This window comes from Paenibacillus sp. BGI2013 (assembly GCF_002843485.1).
Classification (GTDB): Bacteria; Bacillota; Bacilli; order Paenibacillales; family Paenibacillaceae; genus Paenibacillus; species Paenibacillus amylolyticus.
Genome location: NZ_PJFA01000001.1, coordinates 280,958 through 295,203 on the forward strand (window position 1 = coordinate 280,958; position 14,246 = coordinate 295,203).

Annotated in this window: 13 protein-coding genes; 10 read left to right on the plus strand and 3 right to left on the minus strand. The window is 48.8% G+C overall.

Annotated elements, in window-relative coordinates:
- Positions 1-96: 96 nt before the first annotated feature.
- The 3 genes from CXK86_RS01260 to CXK86_RS01270 all read right to left on the minus strand — a co-directional run bounded on the left by CXK86_RS01260 (position 97) and on the right by CXK86_RS01270 (position 1,360).
- Positions 97-438 carry a YtpI family protein gene (locus CXK86_RS01260; protein WP_036669948.1) on the minus strand — a complete coding sequence of 114 codons (342 nt, stop codon included), beginning with the start codon at positions 436-438 and terminating at the stop codon, positions 97-99.
- A gap of 82 nt (positions 439-520) precedes the next feature.
- Positions 521-1,009, minus strand: a complete 489-nt coding sequence (locus tag CXK86_RS01265) for a sporulation membrane protein YtrI (protein ID WP_036609856.1) — start codon at positions 1,007-1,009, stop codon at positions 521-523.
- Between the two features lie 21 nt (positions 1,010-1,030).
- Entirely contained in the window at positions 1,031-1,360 is a 330-nt protein-coding gene (locus CXK86_RS01270) for a YtrH family sporulation protein (protein ID WP_026081169.1), read from the minus strand.
- 171 nt (positions 1,361-1,531) lie between these two features.
- On the opposite strand from CXK86_RS01270, the gene CXK86_RS01275 reads away from it, so the two are divergent.
- The 10 genes from CXK86_RS01275 to pyk all read left to right on the plus strand — a co-directional run bounded on the left by CXK86_RS01275 (position 1,532) and on the right by pyk (position 14,236).
- Positions 1,532-3,202 (plus strand): AraC family transcriptional regulator, encoded by a 1,671-nt coding sequence (locus CXK86_RS01275; protein WP_101313347.1) that lies wholly within the window; start codon positions 1,532-1,534, stop codon positions 3,200-3,202.
- A gap of 119 nt (positions 3,203-3,321) precedes the next feature.
- Complete coding sequence (locus CXK86_RS01280) at positions 3,322-4,239, plus strand: iron-siderophore ABC transporter substrate-binding protein (protein ID WP_076252317.1); 918 nt, start codon at positions 3,322-3,324, stop codon at positions 4,237-4,239.
- Between the two features lies 1 nt (position 4,240).
- A complete protein-coding gene (locus CXK86_RS01285; protein ID WP_076252315.1) occupies positions 4,241-4,825 on the plus strand; it encodes a nitroreductase family protein in 585 nt (194 codons plus the stop codon).
- Between the two features lie 163 nt (positions 4,826-4,988).
- Positions 4,989-9,098, plus strand: coding sequence for a DNA polymerase III subunit alpha (locus CXK86_RS32480; protein WP_256720073.1), 4,110 nt, complete (start codon positions 4,989-4,991; stop codon positions 9,096-9,098).
- Positions 9,099-9,407: 309 nt separating this feature from the next.
- The gene (locus CXK86_RS01300; protein WP_036609851.1) at positions 9,408-9,899 is read left to right on the plus strand and encodes a phosphatidylglycerophosphatase A family protein; all 492 of its coding nucleotides are present in this window, start codon (positions 9,408-9,410) and stop codon (positions 9,897-9,899) included.
- A gap of 284 nt (positions 9,900-10,183) precedes the next feature.
- On the plus strand, positions 10,184-10,372 hold the full coding sequence (locus CXK86_RS01305; protein WP_017689496.1) for a hypothetical protein: 189 nt from the start codon (positions 10,184-10,186) through the stop codon (positions 10,370-10,372).
- Between the two features lie 207 nt (positions 10,373-10,579).
- Complete coding sequence (locus CXK86_RS32485) at positions 10,580-10,714, plus strand: hypothetical protein (protein ID WP_255319678.1); 135 nt, start codon at positions 10,580-10,582, stop codon at positions 10,712-10,714.
- Between the two features lie 63 nt (positions 10,715-10,777).
- Complete coding sequence (gene accD, locus CXK86_RS01315) at positions 10,778-11,671, plus strand: acetyl-CoA carboxylase, carboxyltransferase subunit beta (protein WP_036609844.1); 894 nt, start codon at positions 10,778-10,780, stop codon at positions 11,669-11,671.
- Positions 11,672-12,703 (plus strand): acetyl-CoA carboxylase carboxyltransferase subunit alpha, encoded by a 1,032-nt coding sequence (locus tag CXK86_RS01320; protein ID WP_036669951.1) that lies wholly within the window; start codon positions 11,672-11,674, stop codon positions 12,701-12,703. It begins immediately after the preceding gene.
- A gap of 105 nt (positions 12,704-12,808) precedes the next feature.
- Positions 12,809-14,236: a pyruvate kinase gene (gene pyk, locus CXK86_RS01325; protein WP_017689492.1), complete on the plus strand. Its 1,428-nt coding sequence runs from the start codon at positions 12,809-12,811 to the stop codon at positions 14,234-14,236.
- Positions 14,237-14,246: the final 10 nt, after the last annotated feature.

Consider the following 14,246-nt stretch of genomic DNA (forward strand, 5'->3'; position numbering starts at 1 on the left):
AAGCTCTGCCGGGTTGCGCTGTCGCGCGGTTCTGGCTTCGCTTAATGAAGGGGAAGTACTCTCTTTTTGCAGTCACAACGATAGAGCTTCAACAAATCATGCAGATTGTCCGGAGGTTGTACCTGATCCGTTACTGGACCGTTGTTGAAGCCGCGCATAATAACTGCGGTTACGTATTCCGGCAAATACATTGTACGCACCCATAATCAGAAATAGCGCTTCCACAATCACAGATAAAGTGGAGCCCGTGAAGACAAACATCAGGATCAGGGCAAGAACAACAAGCATGCCACCCATCCAGATATTTGTCCACGAACGGTACAGACCGGCGCTGGTAGCATCCGAACTTCTGTGTGAACGAATACTGTTCAACGCTGCAAAAACCATGGCAACAGCAAAGATCGCGATTAGAGCATATTTGAGTACATCAATGAACACAAAGACGCAGCTCCTTTTCTGGAAAGCATTTACTGCCCTTATTGTACCATGGAGAGATGCAGACAAGGGCAGTTTTTTGCTGTTACGCAGGAACGTGCATGCGAATCTGTACCCAAACTTGCAGTACGCCTTCCATAACCAGCATCGTTTTGACCTGAACGGTGTACTCCTTTTCCCTGACCGAGTACACTTTCTGATTCAGCATGATTCGCGTCATTTTGCTATACTCATCGATGTTGAATACATCTCTGCCCCGAAGTACCTCAAGTTCGTCTCCGAGCTTCTGTAACATCACTTTCAGAGAAGCCTCGTCTGGCCCCTTATCCGATTCTTCTGCACGGACTTTGATTTCCTTGATAACGGTTTGGCGTTTACTGTATTTTTTCAGCGTTTTGATATCCTCCTCATTCTGATGCAGCTGAAGCTGCAGCTCCTGATTGTTCAGCCACAACGCATTGTAACTCAGGTGAAATACGCCGTTGTAGACGACACATCCAGCGATCATTCCCAGAACAAACACAGCGGTCATTCGCATCAGCGGGCGGTAACGAGAAAATGGCGGAACTCTCATGAACGCTGTTCCTGTCTCATATTAGCTCCGGCCTCCGCCGCACACCCATTTCACTAGCTCGGTTCCCATATGCGCGCCCATAAAAGCAGAGATCAGATACAGGATTTGTTTGACCGCCGGAGACAGGTTACCATCCAGGAAATTGCTCTCGATGACACGCATGGGATCTATTGTGCCGCCAACAGCGGCTGCGAGTGCCCATATCTTTATTTTCCCAGAAATATCGAGCATCGTCTGTGTCGGAGGCTGAAGAGAGATCACGGCTCCAATACCTCCGATCATCGCGCCGCCCAGCACGATTCCAAACGCAATAAAGAAATCAAGAATGGCTTTGGACAAAAATGTGCTCACTGGCAACACCCCTTTCAGACCTAGCAGCACACCTCCTGTCTTCGGTCTGTCACAGGGGGAGCGGCTTGTACTTCTATTGTATGGGCGTGCCCCCGAACGTTATGATAGAATGTCGATAAAAATGTATCGAGCGATTAAAGTTACTCACAGTCTGGCAGGGGAGATAAAGATATGAACTTGGAGACGAAATACGGATTGTTATTCAGAGACTGGACCATGGTGCTGAAAGATGCCGTGCAGGTCAGCTTGCTCGCAGGGGAAAAGTATAACTTCGGCACAGGTGTAGCTGTGAGGTCTGCTGCCGTGTCTGGCGTGGAGTTAGTCCTTGGAGTTAGCGGCGAGGGAGAGGTTGAACTGGAAGAGGGCATCCACTCCATTCGTCCCCATGACTTGTTTCTAATCGAAAAAGGGCAGTCGACCTTTCTGGTCAACCGGGGTTCAACTCCACTGGTCTGTTATATCATTCAATGTCATAGGGTTCGGCTGACGCAGGAGTTGGCGCCCACGGAAGATCCATGGGACAAGCAGAATGATGGGGACGATCATGAGCTTGAGCAGAGCAACTTCGTTGCTCTTCAACATGCTGCTGTGGAGGATGTTAAGAAGATCGTGGAGGCATTTCAACATACTGACTTGCATGATCCAATGTGGTGTCATCTTCTTTTTCAACAATGGATATGTACAGTGGTCGAGCATATAAGAAGGGAAGCTGAATCTGAAGTTCACTCGAAACAGCCCGATCAGGCTGTACAAAGAACGATTGACTACCTAGATGAACATTACGACGAACCTGTCACGGTCCAGCAACTGGCGCAGATGGCTAATGTCAGCCGCAAATGGTACACCGTAAGGTTCAGGGAAATCACGAATCAAAATCCAAGTGATTATATCACCGAATTACGCATGAAACGGGCCAAGGAGTTATTGAATCTTACTGGAGACAGTGTCTATGAGATTGCCCGTAAGGTCGGTTATGAAGATGAGCATTATTTCAGCCGAAGATTCAAGCAAAAAGTAGGACGTTCCCCCCGTCTGTATCTGCATAATCGTCGATATTTAGGAACCACGATGACTGCACCTGAGCTGTTATATACACTTGGGATGACTCCAATAGCTGCCCAAGCGCCGTTTTGTGAATTTCCGCATTACCTGAAAGAATCGTTCAAGCAAGTTCGCAAGTGGGAGAGAAGTCATGTACTCAACCTGGAAGAAATTCGGAGGATGAAACCCGATCTGATCATTGCGTCCGCATGGCAGGACAGCATGAATTATGAGCAACTTAACCGAATTGCAACAACGGTGCTTCTACCTGAGCGCAGCAACTGGAGAGAGGAACTAAGAGATCTGGGAGAATTATTAGGAAAAAGCAAACAGGCGCTGCAAGTGATCAGCAATTTTGATGAGGGGCTGTACCAGGCAAGAGAACAGTTACAGACGCTTATTCCTGATGAGACTATCGTCTACATTCGTCTGACCCGTGAGGGAATAACGCTTTATGGGGAACAGTCTTCAAGGGGGAGTATGCTGTATCGGGAGCTGGATTTGAACATGCCCAAGGCATCTCTTTTTTCTGGGGAGGGAACGCTGGTTGCCGTTGAACATCTCGCTGAAATTCAGCCTGATCATATTCTGCTTCAGATGGAGGATGGGGTAGATGCCCGGCTTCATCTTTATGATCACCCGATGTGGGATCGGCTTCTGGCTGTGCAGAATCATCGGGTGTATGTGCTTAGCAATACGGAGTGGTATAATTTCTCGTTTTCCCCACTTGCCACTCAATATGCCATTCATGAGATGTTAGATCTTTTGAAGAGGAAGAGACTGATAAGACGTATGACCTGAACTTGCCGACTTCGCAAAAATCCAAATCGGGACGCCCAAATATCCATTCATTAATATCTGGGTGTGTATATAATGAGAATGAGAATCGTTATTATTTAAACACCGAAGGGGATAAACAGATGAAACATTCGAACAAATGGTTTGGATTAGGAATGATCCTTACCTTGCTACTGGCTACAGCTTGCGCGGGGACGAATGGAGAGAAGGCGGAACCCAATGCGGGAACCGAACCTCAGACACAAGCACAGCGCGTGGTTGCGACTTCGGTGACATATCCTGATTTTTTGTATGTTCTTGGTGTGACTCCTGTGGCTGCAGAGAACTATCATTCGGATTATCCGGATTATTTGGAAGGCAAATTCGACAGCGTGCCTAAGTTAGGTAATGGTTCCAACATGGAGGGCATTCTCGCAACCGATCCGGATATCATTATCGCGCCGAAATGGCGGGATGAGAAATTATATGACCAGTACGCCAAGATTGCCAAAACAGTTCTTCTTCCCGATAGGGACAATTGGCGGGATGAATTGAAGGATATGGGTGAGGCACTGGGCAAGCAGAAGGAAGCGGAGCAGGCTATACAGGATTATGATAAGAAAATTGCGACTGCTCGCGATGAGCTAAAAGCTCTTGTAGGAGACGAGACGTTTATTTACTTAAGAATCATGCCCAAAGAAAGCTATGTTATGGGTGAACTGTCCAACAGAGGTATGGTGATTCATAAAGAGCTTGGATTGAAAACGGTAGCAGCCTATCCTAAAAATGAAGGGAGTGTGCCGGTCTCGCTGGAACTGCTTACCGAATATCAGGCTGATCACATCATTCTCCAAATTGACGGTGGCGATGACAACACGGATGCCCAGAAATTATACGATGAAATGAAAGAAAGTAACATCTGGAAAGGAATGAAGGCAGTCAAGGAAGATCAGGTATATCTGGTTGGGGACAAGGAGTGGATGAACTTTGGGTACTCATCCGTCGCTACTTTGAATGCAGTCGAGGATATTGTTTCTGTAATTAGGGAGAGAAATCACTAAGATGAAGAATACACAATCTAATTCGGTGGAGCGCGTTATTCGTGAGCGAAGAACAGTACGGTCATTCAGCAACAGACCCGTATCTGAGGATAAGCTGCTTGAATTGCTTGAGGCTGCGGTGTGGGCTCCGTATCATTCCAAACAAGAACCATGGCGCTTTATCGTTTTTATGAACGAGGGTCGCAAAATGTTCAGCAATGCTGTGCTATCGACATATACACCACAAGAACTCGAACAGTTTGGGCAGAGTGCAGCGAAGGACTATTGTGAAGACACGCCAGTGCATGTGTGCGTTGTGGTTCGACAGGGTACGGATCGTTGGAAAAATGAAGAGGCTTTGCTCGCAGCTGCTGGGCTGATTCAGAATTTGCAATTGCTCGCCTGGGAAGAACGCATCGGACTGGTATGGAAAACAAACGAATACAACCGGGAGGATACGTTTGCCGCGAAAATAGGCCTGAATTCCGGCGAACGGTTGGTGGGGACACTTCATCTTGGGTACCTTCGAGAAGATGCTGTTTCACGACCTGTAAGCAGAAAACCGGCAGAGCAACTCATTACCTGGATTCGTCATGAAGAGGGATAAGAAGGTTACACAGACTTGTAAAAAGAGATGTACAGATATTATGATATATCTGTTACCTCTCTTTTTTTTGTTCCCAGTCACACGTTTTTGCAAAGTTTAGCATACGTCTTTTATTTATAGATTTTTAATGGAATGTCTTTAGTGGGGAAAGGAAGAAAAAAACATGAGTTCTTTTGTGCATTTGCACGTTCACAGCGAATACAGTTTGCTGGACGGCGCTGCGCGTATTCCGGATCTCGTGGGCAAAGCCGCAGATCTCGGAATGACAACACTGGCGCTGACCGACCATGGCGTGATGTATGGTGCTATTCCTTTCTATAAAGCCTGCGTTGAACGAGGCATCAAGCCGATTATAGGGTGCGAGGCATACATGACAGCAGGGTCCCGCAAAGAGCGGGGAAGCCGCAAGGATCAACCGATTCATCATTTGATTTTGTTAGCCAAAAATATGACGGGTTACCGAAATCTGATGAAATTGTGCTCGATTGGACATCTCGAAGGTTTTCATTACAAACCCCGTGTAGATATGGAAAGTCTGGCTGCCCATCACGAGGGCATTATCTGTCTAAGTGCGTGTCTTGGTGGTGAAGTACCACAACATTTACTGCATGGACGAGAAGAAGAGGCGAGACGTGCGGCGTTACGCTACAAAAATATTTTTGGTGACGACTTCTATCTGGAACTTCAGGATCACGGGCTGTCGGAGCAAAAAAGGGTAAATCCACAGTTGATCAAACTGGCTGCCGAGCTTGAGATTCCACTTGTAGCCACCAATGATGCACATTATCTGTCCGAAGAGGACGCGGAGCTTCAGGATGTACTGATCTGTATCGGAACAGGCAAGACCGTGGATGATGAGAATCGGCTCCGAATTGGAACCAATCAGCTCTATCTGAAAAGTGAAGAAGAGATGGCTCGTTTGTTTCCTCATGTACCGGAAGCTCTGGCAAACACCGTCCGCATTGCGGATTCCTGTGAGTTGAAGCTGGAATTTGGCAAATCGATTTTGCCGGAATACAGACCGCTTCCTGATGGACTCAGCCCTTCGGTGTATCTGCGTCAGCTGTGCGAAGAAGGAATGAAGGAGCGTTATGCGCAGTCCACACGTTGGACAGATGCAGAGCTTCGATCCGAACTCGAACAACGATTGGCGTATGAGCTGGGTATAATCGACAGCATGGGATTCTCGGATTATTTTTTGATTGTTTGGGATTTTATCGCCTATGCGCATAAGCAAGGCATTGTTACTGGACCGGGCCGGGGCTCCTCGGCAGGTAGTCTGGTAGCGTACACTTTGCATATTACCGATGTTGATCCGATGAAATACAACCTGCTCTTCGAACGATTCCTGAATCCCGAGCGGATCTCCATGCCGGATATTGATATTGACTTCAGCGATGAGCGGCGGGATGAGGTCATTGATTATGTCGCGCATAAATATGGCAAAGCCCATGTCGCCCAGATTATTACGTTTGGAACGATGGCTGCCCGTGCAGCCGTACGTGATGTTGGGCGGGCCCTGAATGTGCCTTATGGCGAAGTGGACAAGGCTGCAAAGCTGATTCCGGCGCAACTTGGTATTAACATCGAGCGGGCCATGGAAGCTACACCTGAGCTGAAGGCGCTGTATGAAACCAAGCCTAAGACACGTGAGCTGCTGGATATGGCGATGAAGGTCGAGGGCATGCCACGTCATGCTTCGACCCATGCTGCGGGAGTGGTTATCTCCCGTGACCCGCTGACCGATGCGGTGCCACTTCAGGAGGGCAGTGAAGGGACAGCGTTAACCCAGTATTCCATGGAAAACCTGGAGTCTATTGGGCTGCTTAAGATGGATTTTCTTGGTTTGCGTACCCTCTCAATCATTGAGCGGTGTGTACGCTGGATTGGGGAACATGGAGAAATTCCGGATTTCCGCCTTATCCCCGATGATGATCCGTTAACGTACGAGATGCTTGGGCGAGGGGACACGATGGGCATATTCCAACTGGAATCTGCCGGGGTACGCCGTGTGCTGAAAGAGATGAAGCCAAGTAGTTTTGAAGATGTAATCTCTGTACTTGCCTTGTACCGTCCGGGTCCGATGGAGTTCATATCCAAATACATTCAGGGCAAGCATGGACAGATTGAAGTGGATTACCCCCATGTGGATCTGGAGCCTATCCTGAAAGATACGTACGGGATCATCGTGTATCAGGAACAGATCATGCAGATAGCCTCCCGGATGGCGGGTTTCTCGCTGGGTGAGGCAGATTTGCTCCGCAGAGCGGTCTCCAAGAAGAAACGGGAAGTGCTGGATCTGGAGCGTGGACACTTTGTACAAGGCAGCCTGAAACAAGGGTATAGCGAAGAAGAGGCAGACCTGGTCTATGATATGATCGTCAAGTTTGCAAACTATGGCTTCCCGCGTGCTCATGCCGCGGCATATGGTGTGCTTGCGTTCCAGACGGCTTATCTGAAGGCGCATTATCCGGTTCATTTTATGGCATCCATGTTAACAGCCGTAATGGGCAGTCATCGGAAAGTGGCAGAGTACGTGGTGGAATGTCGGCGTATGGACATGGAGGTGCTTCCGCCGGATGTGAATGAGAGCGGTATTCTGTTTACACCTGTATTTCTGCCGTCCGGCAACGCAGGAACTGGGGATCAGAGCAATGTATCGCAGCAGACTGCGGGAGCAGATGCAGAGAGTGATGCCGGAAGCCCTGCCGAAGAACATGCCACGAACAGTAACGGGAGTTCCTTGAGGGAAGATCACGTTCATGAGCATGATGGGCATTCGGGACAAGCCGAATATGGTGAAGCACCTCTGCCGGATGATCCCGGTCCTGGACCGGAAGAGGACGGTGGTGGATATGAGTGGCAGGCAGCGACAACCATGCCTGAGGCATCCGACAACCGGAAGGAACCGGGATTGGTGACGGTTTCTTCAATGGATAATGGTAATGACGAAGGACAAGAGGTGTCTTCTTCGCGCGCGGAACAAGAGGAGCTGTCCTCTGTGGAGAAGAACGTTGCAGTGTCTGATGATAATTCGGATGAGGAAAAATTAACGGGTGCAATACGATTTGGTCTGGCCGCTGTGAAAAATGTCGGTACCCAGGCAATGGAAAGCATTATGATCGTAAGGCAGGAGAGACCGTTCGACAGTTTGCTCGATTTTTGTCGTCGTGTGGATTTGCGTGTATGCAACAAACGTGTGATTGAATCGCTGATCCAAGCCGGAGCTTTTGACACATTACCTGGGCACCGGGCCCAATTGCTGGCGATGCTGGATGAGACTGTTGAAGCAGCGTTGAAATGGCGCAAGGAACGTGAGGATTTGCAGATTCAATTGTTTGACTTTGTTGAGACGCCAAACTGGGAGATTGAATATCCGGAAATTCCTCCTTATTCCTCAGGGCAACAACTGGAGCTGGAGCGTGAGTTGTTAGGTTTGTATCTCTCCGGGCATCCGCTGGATGACTATGAAGATGTGCTGGAATCGAGTGGGGCTGACCGGATCATGGAGCTGACCGAGGCGGCAGACGACACGATGACCGTCGCCGCGGGTATGGTTGTGTCTGTGAAGTCGATTACGACGAAACAGGGCAAGGCTATGGCGTTCATGGAGCTGGAAGACCAGATTGAACGCTGTGAAGTGGTTCTCTTTCCCGAGGTATGGCGGCGTAGCCAGCAACATGTCGGGAAAGGTGAACTGCTCGTCGTGCGTGCCAAAGTGCAGCAGCAGGACGAAGGGTTTAAGCTGCTGGCTGAGGAAGTGGTGGCGTTGTCACCGGCGGCACTGGAGCAGCAGCTGCGCAGCCGTGACCGGCGCGTCAAGCCCGGCAGCGGCAGCTCTTCGCGCGCGGCGCAGGCGGCTTCGCCGCGGCGACCAGCGGGCGCAGGAGCCGAAGCGCAGCGCAGCAGCGCAGGCGGGGATGCTTCCGCTGTGCGTAGCAGCGGGAGCCAAGGCTCGGCAGCGACGCGCAGCGATGCGGGAGGTACGGGCGCAGCCACGGCGGCGGCAGGCAGCCCGGAGCAGAGCCGCGAACCGCGGGCTGTGGAGCAGCGGGTGTTCGTGAAGATTGCCCCGCATGCGGAGAAGCCTGAGCTTCTGGCACGTCTGAAGCAGCTACTTCAGGAGCATCCCGGACCTGTGGCGACAGTGCTCTTCTATGAGCAACAGCAGAAGCTGCTTGCGCTGAGTGATGCCTACCGGATTAAGCCATCACCAACCTTGTTCTCCGAGATGGAGAAAATGCTGGGTGAAGGCACGGTCAAAATTAAATAAGAGGCTGTCCCGTAAGTGATAGCACTTATCCATAGTATGAAACCTGTTTGGCTCAATGCTGAACAGGTTTTTTTTGATTATTTTAGTGCGAGCTCGGTTCCCTGACGACAGGGTTTAAACAAACAAATTGCAGACTTGTTATAGGCCAGCTACAGACCAGAGCGGAATGTACAATCCTGAAACAGGTTTAGGCTGCGACTGGTCTTAACCATCCGCACATTTTATGAACATTTTAACAGGTTGCTGCATACACTTGAGAACACCGAAGGACCTCGTGGTCCTCGGGGGATTGATGCGGGAGGTCGAGATATGTCATATGAAATCGTAGAAGCCATGCTGGCCCGGCGGGGTGTACGGATTGATGCAATCGCAGCAATTGTATACCGTCTGCAAAAAGGGTACCACCCCGAACTGACCTTGGACGACTGTGTAACCAGCGTGAAATCCGTTCTGCAGAAACGAGAGGTGCAATATACGCTCTATACGGGTATTGCTCTCGACGAACTTGCGGAGAAAAAACTCTTGCCCCAACCGTTACAGGCTATTATGGAAGCGGATGAATCCCTGTATGGAGTGGACGAGACTCTGGCCCTCGGCATTACTCATGTGTATGGTATGATTGGTTTAACCAGCTTTGGTTACCTGGATAAAGAAAAAATAGGTGTAATTCATGATTTGAACGAACACACAACAGCCATTCATGTCTTTTTGGATGATCTGGTCGCAGGGGTGGCTGCTGCGGCTTCTGCCCGGATTGCACACAAAAATATTAAAGCCAAAAAATACCCCTCAGACCTTTAACCCCCTGTATTTCCATGCTTGTCTGTTATGGTCAATCTAATGGCTCATATGAAGGTCTTCAAGGGCGGCTGACGCTGCCCTGATAAGCTTGCGGCTGCTTATGGAAGAGGTATGAACAAGAAGATTTCGTCAACCATATGAGTTATTCGTGGGGGACTAATGTCCCTCATGATCCCAAATTCTCCCCAAAGGTCCCGAACCCTTTCTTGCAGAAAAAAAGTGAGGTATGTTATCATTAGTCCAATATACGGGCTCTGAACATTAGCTTAGGGGGCGGACAAGGCATGTGGACGGTGATTTACATTGCACCGACAGCAAAGGTTGCGGACAAGATCAAGACCAAGCTTTCGGAAGAAGGTTTTCTGGTACAGACCCGTCCCATCAGTTTATCCAAGCAGCAATTTGAGATTCGTGTCCCTTCTGGGGAATTGGAAGAGGTCCAGGAAGTGTTGAATTCCATTCTGCATTCCTGATTTGTTCGACATCAACGTGCCTTGGCAGATGAAGAAGTACCATCGGTACATAAGGGACTAATCGCGTAAGCGGAGAGAGGAATCGACTTGCATGTATTGTATGCTGCTGTCCTTCCTTCTTTTTTTGTTAGGACAAGGACCGACCTGGTTGCTCCCGGAGACCCTACCAAGATAGATTCAAACATCGGCGCAACAATCTTTCGGTTTTTGCAGGTAACATCAATCGTGCTGACAGAAGCCGGTGATCCTTGCCCTGTACCGGCGGATTTTTTTGTTGTGAATGCTGGACAAGGCCCATGGCAGCGTGTGGGTCGTAAGCGGTTTACCGTAACACGCGGATGAAGCTGCCACAAGCAGCGCTCTGCAGGTTGCGGCCATCAAATCAACGGCTGGAGAGGTGTAGTTGTGTTCAAAGATATATTCCAGAAGAAACGGAAGTACGCTACCATACCTTCCGAGCGTGCACTTCCCGGCGAAGGCCAGGAAGTCCTAGAACGCCCAAAACGTGAAATACCTGAAGGGCTTATGAACAAGTGCAGCAAATGCGGCACCATTCAATATAGCAAGGAATTGGAGAAAAATCTGAAAGTATGTCCTGCCTGCGGTTACCATATGCGTCTTAACGCTATGGAGCGCATTGCTATGGTACTTGATGATCAAGGATTTGTTGAGTTTGATGCTGATATGATATCGGTTGATCCACTTGGCTTTCCTGGATATAGCAACAAATTGGAACAACAGCGTCTGAAATCGGGCCTGAAGGAAGCGGTAATTACAGGGGAAGGAACCATTGATGGCCTTCCTGTAGTTGTTGCTGTCATGAGCTTTGATTTCTTCACAGGCAGCATGGGTTCTGTTGTAGGGGAGAAAATTACCCGTGCCATTGAGCATGCCACAGAGAAACGGTTACCATTGATTATTTTCTCAACATCAGGTGGTGCTCGGATGCAAGAGAGTATTCTCAGCCTCATGCAAATGGCCAAAACAAGTGCAGCTTTATCCCGTTTGGATGAACAGGGCGGGTTGTACATTTCGGTCATTACGGACCCAACAACAGGTGGAGTCTCGGCAAGTTTTGCGAGCCTGGGCGATATTAACATTGCCGAACCTGGCGCTGTATTTGGTTTTGCCGGCAGAATCGTTATCGAACAGACGATCCGTCAGAAGTTACCTGATGATTTCCAAACGGCTGAATTTAATATGCAACATGGTCAGTTGGACATGGTTGTGCACCGGAAAGAGCTTCGGGCCACTCTTGGCAAGCTTTTGGATATGCATAGTGAAAAAGGAGGGGTCTAAATGGCGGGTGAGTTGCCATATGAAGCGCCTCTGGTTGAGATGCGCAAAAAGATTGATGAACTCGTACAGTTTGGACAGGAAAAAGGGATCGACTTCACGGACGAGATTGCCCGCCTGGAAGAACGTTACCATAGACTTGAAGAAGAGATCTACACTGGCATAACAGCAGCTCAGAAGATGCATCTGGCCCGTCATCAGCAGCGCCCAACGGCGCTGGACCTGATCCAGCTGATATTTACGGACTTCATTGAGCTGCACGGTGATCGCATGTTCGGAGACGATCTTGCGGTTGTTGGCGGACTTGCCAAGTTGAATGGAAAGACAGTAACGGTAATCGGACAACAGCGGGGGAAAGACACGAAGGATAATATCGCCCGCTTTTTCGGCAGCGCTCATCCAGAAGGTTTCCGAAAAGGACTTCGTCTGATGAAACAAGCGAACAAATTTGGCCGTCCTATTATTACGTTTATTGATACTAAAGGGGCGTATCCGGGTAATACTGCAGAAGAGAGAGGTCAATCGGAAGCGATTGCTCGCAACCTGATGGAAATGGCGAAGCTATCGGTTCCTGTTATTGTTGTGGTCATCGGCGAAGGTGGAAGCGGCGGTGCCCTCGCTATGGCTGTGGGTAATCGTGTGTTGATGCTGGAACATGCGATCTATTCTGCAATCTCTCCGAACGGCGCTGCTTCGATTCTCTGGAAGGATGCATCCAAGGCAGATCAGGCGGCTGAAGCAATGAAAATAACAGCCAAAGACCTGTTAGAGATGGAAGTCATTGAAGAGATTGTCCCTGAGCCACGCGGCGGTGCTCATCGGGATTATGAAGCGTCTGCTGCTTTCATCAGTGAAGCTTTGGTCCGTCATCTCGACGATATGAAGGGTTGGAGCGGGGATCAGCTGAAACAGGATCGTTATGAGAAATTCCGTAAAATTGGATCGGTCACGTTTGAACCTCAAGCATCCAATGAAGCCCCTCAAGAGCTTGTAAAAGTCGATGTTGCGAGTAATTTGTCGGGAAATGCTGAATAATGTGACGAATTTCCTATACAAATGAGCAAAAGTATAGTAAATTTAATAGTTGGAAAAAGAAAAATAGATAAAGAGTAATACCTTTAAAATCGGAGGAAACCCAAAATGCGTAAAACGAAAATTGTATGTACCATTGGTCCATCCAGTGAATCTCTGGAGAACACCAAAAAATTGATTATGGCCGGTATGAATGTGGCCCGTCTGAACTTCTCCCACGGTGATTTCGATGAGCACGGCGGACGGATCATTGCGATTCGCCAAGCATGCGAAGAGTTGAACAAAACAGTAGCGATCCTGCTGGACACCAAAGGACCGGAAATTCGGACAGGTAAACTCGAAGTTGAACCGATCGAATTGGTTCAAGACGAGTACATCACTTTGACAACAGAAGAAATTCTGGGCACCAAAGAACGTCTTTCCATTACGTATACAGATCTTCCGAATGATGTTGAACCGGGATCTACAATTCTGATCGACGACGGTCTGATCGGACTGACTGTGGTGGAAGTGCAAGGCACCGAGATCAAATGCCGTATCGTTAACGGCGGATCGATCAAAAGCAAAAAAGGTGTTAACGTTCCGGGCGTTGCCATTTCTCTACCGGGTATCACCGAAAAAGACGCTAACGATATCGTATTTGGTATCGAACAAGGTGTCGATTTCATCGCGGCTTCTTTTGTACGTAAAGCAAGTGATGTACTTGAGATTCGTGAATTGCTTGAAAAACACAATGCTGGACATATCCAAATCATCTCCAAAATCGAAAACCAACAAGGTGTCGATAACCTCGACGAAATCCTTGAAGTGTCTGACGGCCTGATGGTTGCTCGTGGAGACCTGGGTGTTGAGATTCCTGCGGAAGAAGTACCATTGGTACAAAAACGCATGATCCAAAAATGTAACGTTGCAGGTAAACCGGTTATCACAGCTACACAAATGCTGGATTCCATGCAGCGTAACCCGCGTCCAACACGTGCGGAAGCAAGTGACGTGGCGAATGCGATCTTCGACGGTACGGACGCAATCATGTTGTCCGGTGAGACAGCTGCGGGTAAATACCCAGTTGAATCTGTTCTGACCATGTCCCGTATTGCTGAAAAAGCAGAATCTGCTCTGCCTTACCAAGAGTTGTACCTGAAACAACGTGTTGCTCAACAAACAACAGTTACGGAAGCAATCAGCCAATCGGTTGCTCTCCAAGCTCAAGATTTGAACGCAAAAGCGATCATTACTTCGACTGAATCAGGACATACTGCACGCATGATTTCCAAGTATCGTCCAGAATCTCCAATCATCGCTGTGACAACGGAAGACAGAACTTCCCGTCGTTTGGCTCTGGCTTGGGGTGTAACTCCTGTCAAAGGAAGACTGGTTGATTCCACGGATGCTTTGTTCGAAAATGCAATTGAAGGCGGCGTAAAATCCGGACTTGTTAAAGAAGGAGACCTGGTTGTGATCACAGCAGGTGTACCTTTGGGTCGTTCCGGTTCTACCAACCTGATTAAAGTAAGCCAAATTCCAAACAACGCTTAATAGCGTCTTG

Excerpts from the sequence above, each read along its gene's own strand:
- CXK86_RS01305 (WP_017689496.1), top strand. The coding sequence starts at position 10,184 with ATGTGGACGGTGATTTACATTGCACCGACAGCAAAGGTTGCGGACAAG.
- CXK86_RS01300 (WP_036609851.1), top strand. The coding sequence starts at position 9,408 with ATGTCATATGAAATCGTAGAAGCCATGCTGGCCCGGCGGGGTGTACGG.
- CXK86_RS01285 (WP_076252315.1), top strand. The coding sequence starts at position 4,241 with ATGAAGAATACACAATCTAATTCGGTGGAGCGCGTTATTCGTGAGCGA.
- CXK86_RS01280 (WP_076252317.1), top strand. The coding sequence starts at position 3,322 with ATGAAACATTCGAACAAATGGTTTGGATTAGGAATGATCCTTACCTTG.
- CXK86_RS01320 (WP_036669951.1), top strand. The coding sequence starts at position 11,672 with ATGGCGGGTGAGTTGCCATATGAAGCGCCTCTGGTTGAGATGCGCAAA.
- CXK86_RS01275 (WP_101313347.1), top strand. The coding sequence starts at position 1,532 with ATGAACTTGGAGACGAAATACGGATTGTTATTCAGAGACTGGACCATG.
- pyk (WP_017689492.1), top strand. The coding sequence starts at position 12,809 with ATGCGTAAAACGAAAATTGTATGTACCATTGGTCCATCCAGTGAATCT.
- CXK86_RS01265 (WP_036609856.1), bottom strand. The coding sequence starts at position 1,009 with ATGAGAGTTCCGCCATTTTCTCGTTACCGCCCGCTGATGCGAATGACC.
- CXK86_RS32480 (WP_256720073.1), top strand. The coding sequence starts at position 4,989 with ATGAGTTCTTTTGTGCATTTGCACGTTCACAGCGAATACAGTTTGCTG.